The sequence below is a fragment of the Streptomyces sp. NPDC020362 genome, assembly GCF_040642095.1.
In the GTDB taxonomy this organism is placed as follows: Bacteria; Actinomycetota; Actinomycetes; order Streptomycetales; family Streptomycetaceae; genus Streptomyces.
In genome coordinates, this window is record NZ_JBFAET010000214.1 from 1 (window position 1) to 14,564 (window position 14,564).

At 71.0% G+C, this 14,564-nt stretch carries 17 protein-coding genes and 1 pseudogene; all 18 read left to right on the forward strand.

The window, feature by feature from the left end; genetic code table 11:
• Positions 1 to 470: hypothetical protein (locus tag AB0H32_RS40765; RefSeq protein WP_361132187.1), on the forward strand; the 470-nt coding region annotated here is incomplete at its 5' end.
• 11 nt (positions 471 to 481) lie between these two features.
• A complete protein-coding gene (locus tag AB0H32_RS40770) occupies positions 482 to 1,291 on the forward strand; it encodes a hypothetical protein (RefSeq protein WP_361132190.1) in 810 nt (269 codons plus the stop codon).
• Positions 1,288 to 2,361, forward strand: coding sequence for a hypothetical protein (locus tag AB0H32_RS40775; protein ID WP_361132193.1), 1,074 nt, complete (start codon positions 1,288 to 1,290; stop codon positions 2,359 to 2,361). The genes AB0H32_RS40770 and AB0H32_RS40775 overlap by 4 nt, the downstream gene beginning before the upstream one ends.
• On the forward strand, positions 2,358 to 3,329 hold the full coding sequence (locus AB0H32_RS40780; RefSeq protein ID WP_361132196.1) for an ABC transporter ATP-binding protein: 972 nt from the start codon (positions 2,358 to 2,360) through the stop codon (positions 3,327 to 3,329). The genes AB0H32_RS40775 and AB0H32_RS40780 overlap by 4 nt, the downstream gene beginning before the upstream one ends.
• Positions 3,326 to 4,099, forward strand: coding sequence for an ABC transporter permease (locus AB0H32_RS40785; RefSeq protein WP_361132199.1), 774 nt, complete (start codon positions 3,326 to 3,328; stop codon positions 4,097 to 4,099). The genes AB0H32_RS40780 and AB0H32_RS40785 overlap by 4 nt, the downstream gene beginning before the upstream one ends.
• A 6-nt stretch (positions 4,100 to 4,105) precedes the next feature.
• Complete coding sequence (locus tag AB0H32_RS40790; RefSeq protein WP_361132202.1) at positions 4,106 to 4,921, forward strand: ABC transporter permease; 816 nt, start codon at positions 4,106 to 4,108, stop codon at positions 4,919 to 4,921.
• Between the two features lie 101 nt (positions 4,922 to 5,022).
• A complete protein-coding gene (locus tag AB0H32_RS40795; RefSeq protein ID WP_361132205.1) occupies positions 5,023 to 6,153 on the forward strand; it encodes a hypothetical protein in 1,131 nt (376 codons plus the stop codon).
• 96 nt (positions 6,154 to 6,249) lie between these two features.
• Positions 6,250 to 6,927 (forward strand): hypothetical protein, encoded by a 678-nt coding sequence (locus AB0H32_RS40800; RefSeq protein ID WP_361132208.1) that lies wholly within the window; start codon positions 6,250 to 6,252, stop codon positions 6,925 to 6,927.
• The gene (locus tag AB0H32_RS40805; protein WP_361132211.1) at positions 6,927 to 7,640 is read left to right on the forward strand and encodes a hypothetical protein; all 714 of its coding nucleotides are present in this window, start codon (positions 6,927 to 6,929) and stop codon (positions 7,638 to 7,640) included. The genes AB0H32_RS40800 and AB0H32_RS40805 overlap by 1 nt, the downstream gene beginning before the upstream one ends.
• The gene (locus tag AB0H32_RS40810) at positions 7,637 to 8,368 is read left to right on the forward strand and encodes an alpha/beta hydrolase fold domain-containing protein (RefSeq protein WP_361132214.1); all 732 of its coding nucleotides are present in this window, start codon (positions 7,637 to 7,639) and stop codon (positions 8,366 to 8,368) included. The genes AB0H32_RS40805 and AB0H32_RS40810 overlap by 4 nt, the downstream gene beginning before the upstream one ends.
• Positions 8,365 to 9,180 (forward strand): formyltransferase family protein, encoded by an 816-nt coding sequence (locus AB0H32_RS40815; protein WP_361132217.1) that lies wholly within the window; start codon positions 8,365 to 8,367, stop codon positions 9,178 to 9,180. The genes AB0H32_RS40810 and AB0H32_RS40815 overlap by 4 nt, the downstream gene beginning before the upstream one ends.
• Complete coding sequence (locus AB0H32_RS40820) at positions 9,180 to 10,193, forward strand: nucleoside-diphosphate kinase (protein ID WP_361132220.1); 1,014 nt, start codon at positions 9,180 to 9,182, stop codon at positions 10,191 to 10,193. Before AB0H32_RS40815 ends, AB0H32_RS40820 begins: the two co-directional genes overlap by 1 nt.
• Positions 10,181 to 11,557, forward strand: coding sequence for an aminotransferase class III-fold pyridoxal phosphate-dependent enzyme (locus AB0H32_RS40825; RefSeq protein ID WP_361132223.1), 1,377 nt, complete (start codon positions 10,181 to 10,183; stop codon positions 11,555 to 11,557). The genes AB0H32_RS40820 and AB0H32_RS40825 overlap by 13 nt, the downstream gene beginning before the upstream one ends.
• On the forward strand, positions 11,554 to 11,757 hold the full coding sequence (locus tag AB0H32_RS40830; protein WP_361132226.1) for a (2Fe-2S)-binding protein: 204 nt from the start codon (positions 11,554 to 11,556) through the stop codon (positions 11,755 to 11,757). Before AB0H32_RS40825 ends, AB0H32_RS40830 begins: the two co-directional genes overlap by 4 nt.
• Positions 11,754 to 12,482 (forward strand): HAD family hydrolase, encoded by a 729-nt coding sequence (locus AB0H32_RS40835; protein WP_361132229.1) that lies wholly within the window; start codon positions 11,754 to 11,756, stop codon positions 12,480 to 12,482. Before AB0H32_RS40830 ends, AB0H32_RS40835 begins: the two co-directional genes overlap by 4 nt.
• Positions 12,469 to 13,707 carry a hypothetical protein gene (locus AB0H32_RS40840; RefSeq protein ID WP_361132232.1) on the forward strand — a complete coding sequence of 413 codons (1,239 nt, stop codon included), beginning with the start codon at positions 12,469 to 12,471 and terminating at the stop codon, positions 13,705 to 13,707. The genes AB0H32_RS40835 and AB0H32_RS40840 overlap by 14 nt, the downstream gene beginning before the upstream one ends.
• Positions 13,708 to 13,771: 64 nt before the next feature.
• Positions 13,772 to 14,422 carry a hypothetical protein gene (locus tag AB0H32_RS40845; protein ID WP_361132235.1) on the forward strand — a complete coding sequence of 217 codons (651 nt, stop codon included), beginning with the start codon at positions 13,772 to 13,774 and terminating at the stop codon, positions 14,420 to 14,422.
• Positions 14,423 to 14,470: 48 nt separating this feature from the next.
• Positions 14,471 to 14,564, forward strand: a pseudogene (locus tag AB0H32_RS40850) (carbohydrate ABC transporter permease); the annotation flags it as partial.

Consider the following 14,564-nt stretch of genomic DNA (forward strand, 5'->3'; position numbering starts at 1 on the left):
GGGTTGCGCGCGCGCCGGCGCGCCTCACCCCCCGCCTCCGAGCCTTTTCCCCCGCCCTGCGTTCCCCCACGGCGCGCCCCGCCCACGGCCTGTCCTACTCGTTCCACACCTGGGACCGCGGCTACCGGGAGGCCGGTGCCTGGCGGCTGCTCGTCGGCGCCGAGGCGTCCGCGGCTCCCCGGATCAGCTCGCTGGTGACGGATCTGCTCACCACCGTCGCCGAACAGGGCCCCGCTGCCGACGACTTCGACGCGGCGGTGCGCCAAGCGGAGATGACCCTGATCCTGGAGTCCGAATCGCCGCTGGAGTACGCCAAACTGATCGCAGAGCGGACCTGCTCCGCAGGACACGCCTGGACCGTCGAGGACGAGATCACCGAGCTGCACCGGGTGACCGTCGACGACGTCCGACGGGCCGCGGCGCACGTCCGGCGGGAACTGCTGCTTACCGTCCGCTCGGTGGCCGCTTGATGCACGCCACCATGAGCTATCTCCAAGCCGCACGCGACGCGGATCTGCTGGCCACGGTGTCCGGCCTGCCGTACGTGGTGGGCGTCTCCACCGACCCGCTGTCGGACGAGCAGCGCCTGCTGGTCGAGTACGCGGACCCGGAGCTGCTGTCGACCCGCGATGCCCAGAACACTCTGTGGCGGGCGCTGCTTGCCGACCGTCACGAGGCGTCCGCCCTCGTCGTGCGCGCCGCAGCCACCGTCCGACTGCCGCAGCCGTGGCATCGCACCCTCAGCTACGTACGGCTGGCGGAGGGGGCCGAGATGCCCACTGCTGCGGACGACCCTCGGGTCACCCCCGCCGAGGAGGAGCACCGGCCGCTGGTGGCCGAATGGCTGGTCCGTGCCATCCTGCACGCCGCCCGTGAGCAGGGACAGCCGGCCGACCTCGCCGGCGCGGCCGCCGAGGCCGACGCGTTGATCGACACGCCGTCCCGACAGTCCCTGCTGGTCTGGGAAGACGGCGAGCCGGTGGGCCACGCGACCGTTGTCGCCCGGGCCCGGGACGAGGTCTCGGGTCTGTCGTACATGGAGCTGGTGGACATCCTCGTCGAACCCGCCGCGGACGGCCCGGCCGGTCGCAGGGCTCTGGTCGCCGCCGTCGCCGACCTGGCCCGAGCGGCGCGGCTGCCGCTGATCGGCCACGTCGTGCACGGCCGCGACGGTGGTGGCGACCGGGTCCTCGATGCCCTGTGCACGCGCGGCTGGACGGTGGACCACCGGTACTGGACGGCTCGCGTCGAGGAGCTGGCCGCAACGCTGAAGGGAGCCCGCCGGACATGAACGCCACACCTCTCGACCTCGATCTGCTGCATCGCCTGCTCGACGTCCCCGAGCACGAAGGGTCGTTCCGCCTGGTGCGCCGTGCGCAGCAGCTCTCCGGCACGCTCGCCCAGTTGGTCGTCTCGGTGGCCGTCGGAGAAGGGGTCCGGGCCGGCAGCGGCAGCACGGACCTGCTGGAGCGGGCCCGCTCCCGCGCGGCCCGCTATGCCGAGCTGCGCACGGCATTGGCGGGTTGTCCGGGGCTGCGCGTCGTCAAGGGGCCCTCGCTCGCCGGGCACTATCCGCCGGGCGTCCGCCGTTCGGTGGGCGACCTCGACCTCATCGCCTCCGACGAGGAACAGCTGTGGCGGGCCGCGGCCGTCCTGTGCTCGCTGGGCGGCGAGCCCACTCAATTGTCGCTGTTCGCCGCCGACGGACGGCGGCACGTCATGCTCGCCATCCTGTGGCCCTCGCCGGACCCCCTGATGGAGGAGGAGATCCGGGTGGAACTGTGCACGGCTGCGTTCCCCGGTGACTTCGCGGCGGTGCCCGTTCGTCCGCAGCTGCCCGCCGACCCGGTCCTCGCCGACCTGCTGGCGGTGGCCGAGGAGCGGTTCCAGCGAGCGTTCCACGCCAAGGACGCCGTCGACCTGCTGATGCTGCTCAACAGCGGATCGCTGGACCCGGTGGCCGTGGCCGATGCGGCTGCCACCTACCGGCTCGCTCCGGAACTCCTTGAACTGATCGACCTGTTGAACAAGGCGGTGGACCACCCCGGGGTCGGTCCACTACGGCAGGCCCTGGTCGCCGAGGCGGCTGCCGAGACCGCGCGCCGCACCGCCCCGACCCCGACGGAACCTGAGCCGGAGCGCACGGTGGCGGCCCGGCTGGAGGCCGGACAGCTGGTCTGGGGCATGCCGCTGGCCAGCGCGGCAAGGCCCGAGCAGGGGTGCGTACTGGAGCACCTGCCCGACCTGGTGCTGGCCCGCACCGCGGTCGGTGACTTCCTGCTGGTGTCCGGTGAACTCGTCGATCCGGAGGTGCATGCGGCTGCCCTCACTGCCGTGACGGGCCAGGAGGCCACAGCGTGACGAGCCCTCGACTGTACGCGATCGAAGTCACCGCGCTGACCCGGGTGTTCGGCTCGCGCAGGCGCTCTGAGGCCGCCGTCTCCGCGCTGCGCGGCATCGACCTGACCGTCCGCGCCGGCGAGGTGCACGGCCTGCTCGGGCCGAACGGCGCCGGCAAGACGACCCTGTGCAAGATCCTCTCGACCGTGCTGCTGCCCACTTCGGGGACGGCGCGGGTGTGCGGCCACGATGTCGCCACCTCGCCACGGGCGGTCAAGCCGCTCATCGGCATCGTCTTCGGCGGCGACCGGGGTCTGTACGGCCGGATCACGCCCCGGCAGAACCTCGGCCTGTGGGGTGCGCTCTACGGCCTGCACGGTCGCGAACTCGCACGACGGACCGATGAGTTGCTGGAGCGGTTCGGTCTGAGCGAGCGGGCCAACGACCGGGTGGACGGCTTCTCCCGGGGGATGAAGCAGCGCCTGCACTTGGCCCGCGGCCTGGTCAGCGACCCGAAGGTGCTGATCCTCGACGAGCCCACCGCCGGGATGGACCCGCTGGCCGCCTTCGAATTCCGCACGCTGGTGCACGAGCTGCGTGCCGAGGGCCGTACGGTGCTCGTCACCACGCACGACCTGGCCGAGGCCGAGGCGGTGTGCGACCAGGTCACGCTGGTCGACCGGGGGACGGTCCTGGCGACCGGTCGGCCCGACGTGCTGGCCCGGCGGATGTCGGCCTACGAACGCGTCGAGGCCGTCGGTGTGTCCGCCGCCGTCGCCGAGGACCTCCGGCAGCTGGCCGGGGTCCGTTCGCTCGATCGGACGGCGGACGGGCGGATCACCGTCGAGATCTCCGCTGCCGACACCACCGGCGAGGTGCTGGGCAGGCTGCTCGCCGCCGGAGTCACCTCGCTGGCCACGGTCCGCCCCGGACTGGCCGAGGTCTACCGGCACATGGTCCAGGACCGCGGAATGCAGGTGGCCCGGTGAACCCGACCCTGTTCTGGCAGGTTTTCCGGCTCCAGGTGCTGATGACCCTGCGGACCCCGGACACCCTCCACGTCTTTGTCACCGCGCCGCTCTACACCTGCGTGTTCCTGGCCATCACCGAGCACGCCGAGCGCCCCGACCTCGCCGGGTTCGCCGTGCTGGCACCGGTGCTGATGTCGCTGTGGTCGATGGCGCTGATGGCAGGCGGCGAGCTGATCGGCCACGAACGCGAGCAGGGGACGCTGGAGGCCGTCGTCGCCACGCCGGCGCGCTACTCGGCCGTGGTCACGGCCCGGATCGCCGCCGTGACCGCGTTGAGCACCGTGAGCCTCGCGGAGGCCTGGCTCGTCGCCTGGGCCGGCTTCGGCCTCGTGGTGACGATCGCCCACCCGCTGCTGTTCCTGGCCGTGCTGCTGCTCAGCGCCGCGGCGATGGCGGGCACCGCCAGCTGTGTCTCGGCGCTGTTCGTGCTGGCGCCCTCGGCGCGGATCCTGCAGAACACGCTGAGTTTCCCGTTCTTTCTGCTCAGCGGGGTGCTGGTCCCCATCAGCTACCTGCCCGGCTGGCTCCAGCCGGCCAGCAAGGCGGTGTTCCTGTCCTGGAGCGCGAACCTGCTGCGCGCTGCGGTCAGTCCCGGTTCGGCCCGCGACACGACGGGCGGCCTGCTGGCCGTGCTGCTGCTGGGACTGGCCGGTTACGCCGTCGGAACGCTGCTGATCGACCGAATTCTGCGCAGGGCCAGGGTCACCGGCACCCTGGCCCGGATATGAGGGCACATGGACACCGCCGCCTCCCGGCTGATCGGGCCCGGCCGGGTGGTCCGGGCCGCTGCGGCCAACGCCCTCGCCGACTTCCGCGCGACCTACTCCTGGTACAGCTGGACGTTCGGCTGGTTGGGCCGGATGCTCTGCCAGGTCACGTTCTTCGCGCTGCTCGGTTCCTTCCTGCACGCCGCCGACCAGACCCGCTACCTCGTCCTCGGCAACTCGGTCATGACGTGTGTCATCGAGGCCATGACCGTCGTGGTGTCGACCAGCTGGGAACGTGGCCAGGGCACCCTGGCCCTGCTGGCCGCCGCGCCCAGCGAGATGGGCTGGGTCTTCCTCGGCCGCAGCCTGCAGTGGCCGGTGAGCGGCTGCGGCACCTCGCTGGTCGCGCTCGTGCTGCTGGATCCACTGTTCGGAGTGCACTTCACGGCGACCCAGGTTCCAGCGCTGGTGGCGCTGGTGCTGCTGACCGCGTTCAGCACGTACTGCTTCGGACTGTTCCTCGGCGCGTTCGTGCTCGCCGCGCCGGCCGTGCGCAACATCGTCTACAACACCGCCTACCTGGTCACGATGGCGATCAGTGGGGTACAGGTGCCCACCGGGTTCTGGCCGCTCCCGGTGCGCCTGCTGGCCGAGGCACTCCCGGCCACCCACGGCGTGGCCGCGGTGCGCGCCCTCGCCGACGGTGCCGACCCGGCCGCCTGCGCGCGGCAGGCGGCGCTCGCCGCCGTTGCGGGCGCCCTGTGGCTGGCTGCCGCGCTGACCGCCTTCCGCCAGTCGGCGGAACGGGTACGACGGCGCGGCGGATACGAATTCGCCCCATGAGCGGCACGTCGAGTCTCCACGGGACAACCGCTTGATCAGGACGGCAGGGGCGAGAGAACTCCCCTGATGGTCCGGAATAACGGATGGAAGAAAGGCCCGGCATGCGGGAGATACTGTTGACAACCAACCACGAGAACCTCGGACTCCCGGTCGAGGTGCACTGCCACGGGTTCGACCAAGTCGATTTCTCGGAATTCGGCGCCCTGGATCTCGTGCTGCTCGACCAGAAATGCGCCGAAGAGAACGTCGCCTGCATTCCGACGCTTTACCTCCGGCAGAGTCGGCTCGCCGAGTTCGAGCAGTTCATGCAGCGCTACCGCGCGCTTCGCATCGCCGGGCGGATTCCACACCTCGTGGGCATCGCTCTGGAAGGTCCGCTGCTCGCGAGCCACGGCGGCACGCCGGCCGCGACCGTCTGGGCGCCCACCCGCCACGAATGGGAGCGCCTGGCCAGGCTCGGCGCACTCGGCCTGGTGTACACGGTGATCTCCCCCGACGCCTTCACCCCCGCGTCCGGACTGCACGACAACCTGGACGACCGGCACCCCCGCCTCGACTGGATCGTGCCGCTGCTGATGGCACACGGCGTGCGACCCGCGCTCGGCCACTTCACCAAGGCGGACCCGCAGGGCGCCGCCGAGTTGGTGCGCGACATCATCGACCTGGCCTGGCAGAGCGACTGGGCCGGGACCGGCTCCCGGGTGATCACGGACCACCTCTTCAACGACATGCCGCTGAACATCCGGCACGCCTTCCGCACCTCCGCGGCTCGTGCGAAGCGGGAGGACACGCTGGCCGCGTACGACCTGCCCGGCTGGACCCTCGCCGACATGGACCGGATCGCCGGTCCGGTGCCCGCCGCGATCATGCGGGAGGCGGCGGCCGGTCGCCTCTCGGCCTGCGTCAACTTCGACGGCGAGCACGTCGACCTGGCGATCGCGAGCCGCGCGGTCGAGCTGATGGGGTACGCCAACTCCATGATGATGACCGACCGTTGCGACTCGGCGCGGATCGGCGGCCAGGAGCTGCACCGTACCGAAGACAACGGCCTCTGGTACCAGGACGGCGGCATCGTCGCCGCCGGATCGCAGCCGTTGGCCCGGCAGATGCGCAATGCGCAGGAGATGGGTGTGGCCGACGCGCCGCTGTGGCAGCTGGTCGCCGGAACCGCCCACCGGGCGTTCGGCACCGGCGCGCCCGCGGAGCTGGCCACCGCCGGCGAGGCGGGCTGACCCGCGGGTGGTTCCATCCGCCGATGGCCCTGGAACCGCTGATCCGGGGCGCACACCCAGCGCCCCGTCCGGATGTGAACGCATAGGGAGTAACTCATGTTGGATGCACTCGACCGCCTGACCGTGGACTGGTCCGACCTGCCGACGGCGCGTGAGCAGACCAAGGACATCCTGCTCGCGCTCTCCGAGGACAAGGCCGCACTGCGGGAGCTGCTGGAGCGAGCCCGCGAGGAGGAGGACCTCTTCGACAAGTGCGAGAGCCACCGACTGCTGGACAAGCTGGTGATCTACGACGCCCTGGACCGCGGTTTCCGGATCCGGGTGCACGTCTCCACCGACGACCACCGCGACCGTCCGCACGACCACCGCTTCTCCTTCACCTCGCGGATCCTGCGCGGCAACTACCGGCACGTCCGGCACCAGCTGGTCGGCCGCCCGGGGGACATCCCCGACGACGTCCAGGACGACTTCGACGCACGGGACAGCGACCTGCGGGTCGAGCCCCGGTTCGTGACCAACGAGGTCGCCGGCAACTGCTACACGCTGCACCACAGTGAGATCCACACCACCTTCACCACGCCCAACACCGTCTCGCTCTTCCTGCGCGGCCCGGCGGAGAAGGAGCGCTCGCTGATCACCGAGCGGGAGACCGGCAAGGTCTGGTGGCGCCTCGGCGAGAACCAGGAGAAGGCCACGCGGCGTGCCAGCAAGCGGATCAGCAAGCAGTACTTCGACGACCTGACCAACCGTCTGCAGGGCATGGAGGTCCTCTGATGATCGACACACCCGTGAGCCGCACCGAGGAGGTCGCCCCCGAGCAGGTCGTCTCCGAGGAGGCCGCGGTGGCCCTCATGGACTCGCTTCCCGCCGTGCGCTGGGACGACCTGGAGGCAGCCGCCGAGGTGACCGAGGGAATCGCCCGCCGGCTCGGCGACGACCGCGCGCTGCTGCGCGCCCTGGTGGACCGGGTGCGCCGGACGCCGGAACTGCGCGAGAAGTGTGAGTGCCACGCGCTCGATGACAAGATCGTCATCTGGGACGCGCCCGAGAAGGGACTGCGGATCCGGCTGCGGCTGGCCAACACCGACCAGTACGAGCGGGTGCACAACCACCGCTTCAGCTTCACCGCCCACATCCTCAGTGGCGCCTACCGGCACACGCTGTACGCGACCGACCAGCCACTGGACGAGACGGCGGACATCGGTCGGTTCTGGCCCTACTTCGTGCGCGAGGAGCCGACCGGGAGCTGCTTCACCCTGCACCACGAGCAGTTGCACACCACGATCACCGAGCCCGAGACCATCTCGCTGATGATCCAGAGCCCGGCTGCCAAGCGGCGCGCGTTCATCATCCGCAAGGAGGACGGTCAGGTCTGGTGGCGCGAGGGTGCCGCCGACGAGTCCGCCGCACGGCGGGCCGAGGTCCGGATGAGCGACCAGCGGTTCGAGCACTGGGTTTCGCGGCTGGAAGCGATCGGGGTGCTGTGACTGTCCGCGAGAGCGTCCTGCGCTACGGAGCGTCGTCATGGCACCGCATCCACCTGTACAGCCCATCAAAAGATCCGGTGGAGTCGAGGGTCGTGCTGTTCCACGGCGGGTTCTGGCGCCACGACCGCGTGGCCCGTGATCTCGGACCGCTGGCGATGGAGCTCACGCGCCGTGGCCGCGCGGCCGCCGTCGTCGAGTACCGGCCCGTCTGGGACGGCGGCAGCTGGCCCGGCGCGGTCGAGGACTGCGCAGCAGCACTGGACGCCCTCGCCGCACAGGATGCGGCCTGGCTCACCGCAGTGCTGGCGGGCCACTCGGCCGGAGCCCAACTGGCGCTGGCCGCGGTGGCCGGGCGTTCGGCAGGCCACCGACTCGTGCTGCTCGCACCGGTGGTGCACCTGGAGCGCGCGGTCGAGCTAGGTGTCGGCGGCGGGGCGGTGCAACACTTCGTCAGCCGGCACCTCGCTGCGGGCGGGTCCTACGCCGATGCCACCCCCCAGCCGGACACCGCGGACGTGGCCTGGCTGGCCGTGGTCGAGGCCGGCTGCGACCAGGCGGTGCCGGCCGAGCTGACCGCCCACCAACTCGATCGGTGGCGCACCGCCGGATTGGCCCCCGAGCACCGGGTCGTGCCGGACGCCCGGCACATGCATCTGGTCAACCCGGCGCGTCCGGGCTGTGCAACCAGCCTCGAGCTGCTGACTTCCGTAGCGGGAGCGCGTACATGACCTTCGGACAGGATGGGGTCGTCGGCATCGGCCCGGCCTCACGATCGGGCCCCTTGAGGATCGGTGTGCTGGTCTCCGCCACCGGTGCGAACCTGAGCACGGTGCTGGGCATGCAGGAGCGTGAACCCGCGGCGTTCCAGGTCCGCCTGGTGGCCTCGCACGGCATCAGGGCCAAGGCGTTGGACGTGGCACGCGACGCCGGCGTCGAGACCTGGACCGGTGATTTCGACGCGGCCTGCGGGCTGGCCTCGCGAGCCGTCGGAGAGGAAGGCCGCGCGCGCTACCGGGCACGGGCACGCGCCTGGCACGACGGTTTGGACGCTCGGATCGCCGCCTGGGAGGCGGCTGACGGACCGCTCGACCTGATCGTCCTCGCTTACCACCGCTGGATCGAGGGGAATCTGCTCGACCGGTTCCAGGGCCGCATGATCAACCAGCATCCGGCCGACCTCAGCATCCTCGATACCGACGGACGCCGGCAGTTGGTGGGCAACGACCCCGTGCGACTCGCCATGGCAGCGGGCCACACCACCACACGGACCTCGTGCTTCCTGGTCGACGGTACCCAGGACGGCGGGCCGGTGCTCTGCATGGGCCCGGCGGTTGCCGTCGAGGGACGCTCGGCCACGCCGGAGGAGGCCTGGGAGCAGGAACTGCTCCAGAAGACGATGAGCGACCGGCCGTGCCTGGAGTGGACGGTGCGTGCCTTCGCCGCCCGCCGTCTGGCGCTTTCCTCCAGCACCCATGTGGACGGCAGCCGGGGCGTCCTGATCGACGGGCGGGCCACCGCACTGGGTGGAAGGAGACTCTGATGAGGATGGAAGCATCCGAGGGCGCGCCACCCCGGTCGGCGCTCGCGGCCACGGCGCTGGAGGCCCTGACGGCCGACCCGGCCAAGCGGGAGGCGTACCGCTACGACACCTATGCGCGCGAAGGCTTGCGCGCGTTCGCGGAGTTGACCGATCCGCTCCGCAGCCACGATCTCACCTTCGTCGTGCTCAAGCCGGACGCCATCGCAGGCCGACGCTGTGAGCTGATCCTCGAGATCCTCCGTGAGGAGGGGTGGATCCCGGCGGCTGCCACCACGGTTCGCTTCGACCCGCTGCTCACCCGTGAGCTGTGGCGCTACCAGTTCAACGCCGCGTCCGATCAGCGGATCGCGGTGGTGGACCATCTGCTGGGCTCCGGCCCGGCGCTGCTGGTGCTGCTGCACGACGCCGAGCGCCCCTCCTGGAAGCCGGCCAGTGTCCGGCTGACCGCGGCGAAGGGATCCGCGGACCCGGAAGCCGCCCGGGGCCAAGACCTGCGCTCCCGTATCGGCCGGGTCAACGGCCTGTTCAACTTCATTCACACAGCGGACGATCCGGCGGACGTCATCCGCGAGCTCCAGCTCTTCTCGTACCAGACCGGCTGGGATTGGTGCCGTCGTGCGCTGGCCGCTCCCGGACCGGCGGCCGACGGCTGGACGGCGGAGGCCGACCCCGCGTACGCCCTGTTGGCGCAGGTCCACGCCGAGATCCCGGCGCACGACCTCGACCTGCCGGCAGCACTGGGGCGGCTCGCCGACGGTACCGACCAGTGGGCCGAACTTGCCAGGCGGTACGGCGGCCGGGAGGGGATCGAGCGGTGGCTCGCCACGCTCGGACGCACCCCGCTGCCGGACGGTCCGGCCCGCTGGGACGTGCTCACCGTGCTGACCGGCTGGATCGAGTGCAACGAGTACGGAGTCGCGCCGATTCTGGCCACGTCCTCGCCCACGGCCTGGCACCCGGACGCCGAGAAGGGGCTGCCGTTCAAACTGGAGGTCGATACATGTCCGATCTGATGGACACGACGCAGGTCGGTCCGCCGGTTCCGCCGTTCGCCGGCGCGGGCAACCTGATCTACCGAGCCGCGGCGGTACCCCGCTTCGTGCGCGGCGCGGGCTGCTTCCTGGAGGCCGAGGACGGCCGCCGCTACCTCGACGCGGAGGCGGCGAACGGCACGGTGGCCTGGGGATACGACAGCTCGATCCTGCAGGAGGCGGCGCGCCGCTGCCTTGAGCTGCCCGCGCTCCCGTCGTTCTGCGAGTCGTCGCTGCGCCTGCGTGTCCTTGAGCGGCTCGAGCGGCTCTTCTCCGACGTCATCCAGGTGCCTGGCCGGGTCGAGCTGGATCTCGGCGGCGCGCAGGGCATGGAGACCGCGCTGCGCATCGCCTTCAGCGCCACTGGGCCCGGCACGGTGGTCGTCTTCGAGGGTGCCTTCCATGGCCGGTCCGGGGTGACCAGCATGCTCAGCTCCAGCCCCCGCTATCGTGAACTGCTGGCCGCCTGGGGTCTTGAGGTCGTCCGGCTGCCCAGTCCGGACTGCCGGGCCTGCCCGCACTCCGCCGCGTCGGCCGGGTGCGGCACCGGATGTGTCAGCGCGGTGTCACGCTGGGGGTCCGAGCTGTCCGGCGTCGGCGGGAACGGCTTCCGGCGCAAGGTCTCGGCGTTCGTCTTCGAGGCCGTGCAGAACGTGGGCGGCATGGTGGTTCCCGATCCGGCCTTGCTCAGGGCCGCGGTACAGCACGCACGGAGTCAAGGTGCGGTGGTCATCGCGGACGAGATCTTCACCGGAATGCACCGGGTCGGCCCACGCTGGGGCTTCCAGCTGATGGGCGTCGAGCCCGATGTGGTGGTGACCAGCAAGGGCCTGAGCAACGGTGGCGCGGCGTTGAGCGCGGTCTGGGCGCGGGAGCCGCTGGCCGACCCCGACCACTACGCGCCTGGTAGCCACTCGTCGACGTACATCGGTATCCCGCACGCGCTCGCCGTGGTCGATACCGTGCTCGACCGCTGGGAGGCATGGAAGGACGTCGAGTCCGATGTCGCCGTGCTCGAGCGGGAGATGCGTGAACGGCTGGCGGAACTGGCCGAGCGCTGGGCCTCGGTGATCGATCGGGTCGATGCCACCGGCGGCACCGCCCGCATCGTACTGTCCGGGCCGCACGCGCCCCGGCTGCGGCAGTTGTGCACCACCGTCCACCCGGAGCTGGGCGTGCTGGTGGCTTCGACCGGCATGGCGCCCGATGTGATCAACATTCACCCGCCACTGGTCATCACCGGCGCCGAGCTGGATTGCCTCGCCGAGGTCCTGGACCTGGCCCTGGAGACGTTGACGGCCGAGACCTCGGCCACCGCGGCCGCCGGCGTGAGGGGATCCTCGTGAGTGACGACACTGACCCGGTGGTCTGCATCTGCCGTGCGGTGTCCGAGGCTGAGATCCTGGTCGCGGTGAAGAGCGGGTGCCGGGGCCTGGCGGCCGTACGCGAGGAGACCGGCGCCAACACCGGCTGCGGAGACTGTGCCGCGGACATCGAGGACCTTCTGGACCTCGTTGACCAGTCGGGGCAGGTGGCGCCGAGATGAGGCCGGTCGAACTGGTCATCTTCGACAACGACGGCGTACTGGTCGACTCCGAGAAGCTGGCCAACACCCTGCTGGCCGCGATGCTCACCGAGGTCGGCGTCCCCACGACACTCGAACAGAGCATCCGCACATACATGGGCGGCTCGTTCGCACGAGTCCGGCAGCTCGCCGAGGAGCGGGCCGGGTTCGCACTACCGGAGGACTTCCAGCAGCGCTACCAGCAAAGGCTCTTCGAGGCAGTCCGCACCCGGCTGAAGCCGGTGGCGGGTGCCCGTGAACTGCTGGAGCGGCTGACCGTGCTGGGCACGCGGTTCTGCGTGGCCTCCGGCTCGGACCCGGCACGACTGGCGCTGACCCTCGAAACCACCCGGCTGGCGCCGCTCCTGGAGGGGCGGGTGTTCAGCGCAACGGAGGTCGCGGCAGGCAAGCCCGCACCGGATCTCTTCCTGCACGCCGCCGCGCGGATGGGAGTTGACCCCTCGGCCGCGCTGGTGGTGGAGGACAGTGAGCTGGGCGTGCAGGCAGCCCGGGCAGCGGGGATGCGCGTGGTCGGCTTCGCCGCAGTCACACCGGCGGATCAGCTGGTCGCGGCCGACCGGATCATCCAGTCGCTGGCCCTTCTTCCTGGCCTGCTCGGCCTGCCGACGGCCCGGACGCCATCTTCGTCAGCCGATCCGACAAACCCTCGGCCCCACGAGGAGGATTCATTCCATGCTTCCGACTGACAAGGTTCCGCCGGTGGTCCGCCGCGAGTTGCCCGACGGCCGTCAGGTCCTGGTGATCCCGGCCGAGGACGCGCTTCTGGTGAGTGTCGTCCTGCCCACTGGAACGCGGGACCGCAGTCCCGACGAGGCTTGGGCGCTGCAGCTGCTCGGCCGCATCCTGCCGGCAGCGCCAGTCGACGGCGATGGCACTGGCCTCAACGCGTGGCTGGCCCACCGGGGCGCTGCGGCCGAGGTCGTGATCGCGCGGGAGTCCGTCACCCTCCGGTGTCGCATGCCTGCGAACGGGGCCGCCGAGTGCCTGCCAGTCTTCCTCGCCGCGATCGTCCGCCCCACCCTCACCGACGCCCTCTGCCGTGCGGGGCACCACGAGTTGGCCGGTCCGTACGCCGCCACGGACACCGCCGGGCGGCGCGCCCGGGACAGGCTGCGCGAACTTCTGTTCGGGGAACACTCGCTCGGCCGACCGAGTGGAGGTGCGGCCGATGCCTCCGCGTGGCAGGCCGCCGCCCTGCGTGCGCTGCACCAGGGCCTGTTGGCCGCCGGTGCGCCCGTCATCGTCCTGGCGGGGCCCGAGACGGCCGTCCCGGCGGCCCTGGACGGCCTGGCCACCGGCCTACCGCCCCTCTCGGCCGATGGCCGTCGGGCGTCCCGACGTGAAGCGCCAGGAGGGGAGGTCCCCTCGGTCGGCGGGGTCAACCTGCGGGCGCAGGACGGCGGACCCCGAGCCCGGGTGGCGGCAGGCGGCCAGGGCCCCGCGCGTACCGACGCGTCCGCACCCGCCTTCGCAGTACTGGCCGAACTATGCGGTGCGAGTGAGGGGTCGCTCCTGGGACGCACCCTCAGCACGGACCTCGCGGTGGACTGCTCGCTGGAGGCCCAGTACGTGGGCTACAGCGACTCCGGGCTGGTGCGGCTGGAGCTGGAGCTGGCGACCGACCATGTCGCGCTGACCGAGTCAGTGGTCCGCGAGGTGCTGGAACTCATCGCGGGTGGACGTCTTCAGGAGACAGCCTTGCTGACCGCTCGGGCAGCGGCCCACGCCAGGGCGCGGGCCGAGGCGGCCGACCCGGCGCTCGGTTCCTACCGGGCCGCGATGCGGCTGATCGACGGCGAGGGCGGCGACGATCGCGGCGAGTGGGCGCAGCGGCTCTCGCAGGTGACTGGGGCGGAGGTTGCCCGGGCGGCCCGAGCAGTACTCCGCACCTATGCGGTCGCGGTCGTCTGAGCGCCGTCCCGGCTGGTGGACGACGGAGTAATTCAATGGATGAATCAGAGGCGTGGAGTGACAGATGGATCGTGATCTGACCCGACTGCAGCGGCTCGACTGGTCCCGGATCGAAGTCGCCGAGCAAGTCACCGGCCAGGTGACAGACCTGATCGCGACTCCGGGTGCGCTACGCGAACTGATGGACAACGCACTGGCCGACGCCGACCTGCTCAACCTGTCGGAACGGCAGTGGTGGGGAGACCGGATCGTGCTCTTCGACGATCCCGACGGTATGCTCCGCATTCGGCTGCACCGGTTCGACCAGGGCACCCATTTCCCGCACAGCCACCGCTGGCCCTTTCACACCCGGATCCTGAGGGGACAGTACCTCCACCGCCTCTACGGACCCGAATCCGTCGTCAGGGCACAACTCGAGACGTCGCCCGGATCGCTGACGCCGAGCACGGTCCGAACCGAGGGCGCCGGTTCCTCCTACGCGATCGACCAGCACACGGTGCACTCGGTCACCTCGGCAACAAACACCTTCTCGTTGGTGGTGCAGGGCCCGCGGCTGAAGGAACAGTCGCTGCGTACCGCGCAGGACGGCTCGATCATCTGGAAGGGCGGGCGAGCGACCGAGACCAAGAACGCCGTGGCGCAGGTGGAGATGCCGAAGGACCGGCTGCTCGAGGTTCGCGAGCTCGCGCTCCGCTCCGGTCTCATCGATCACTGAGCAGCTCGACCAACGCGCCGGTCCACCGCGCAGAGCCCGGGTACCGACGGCCTGGGCAACGGTCTGGTGCAGGCCTTCCTCGTGGTGATCGGCCTCGTCTGGCTCACCCCCCTCGCAGGCCTGTTCCTGTCCTCGCTGCGAT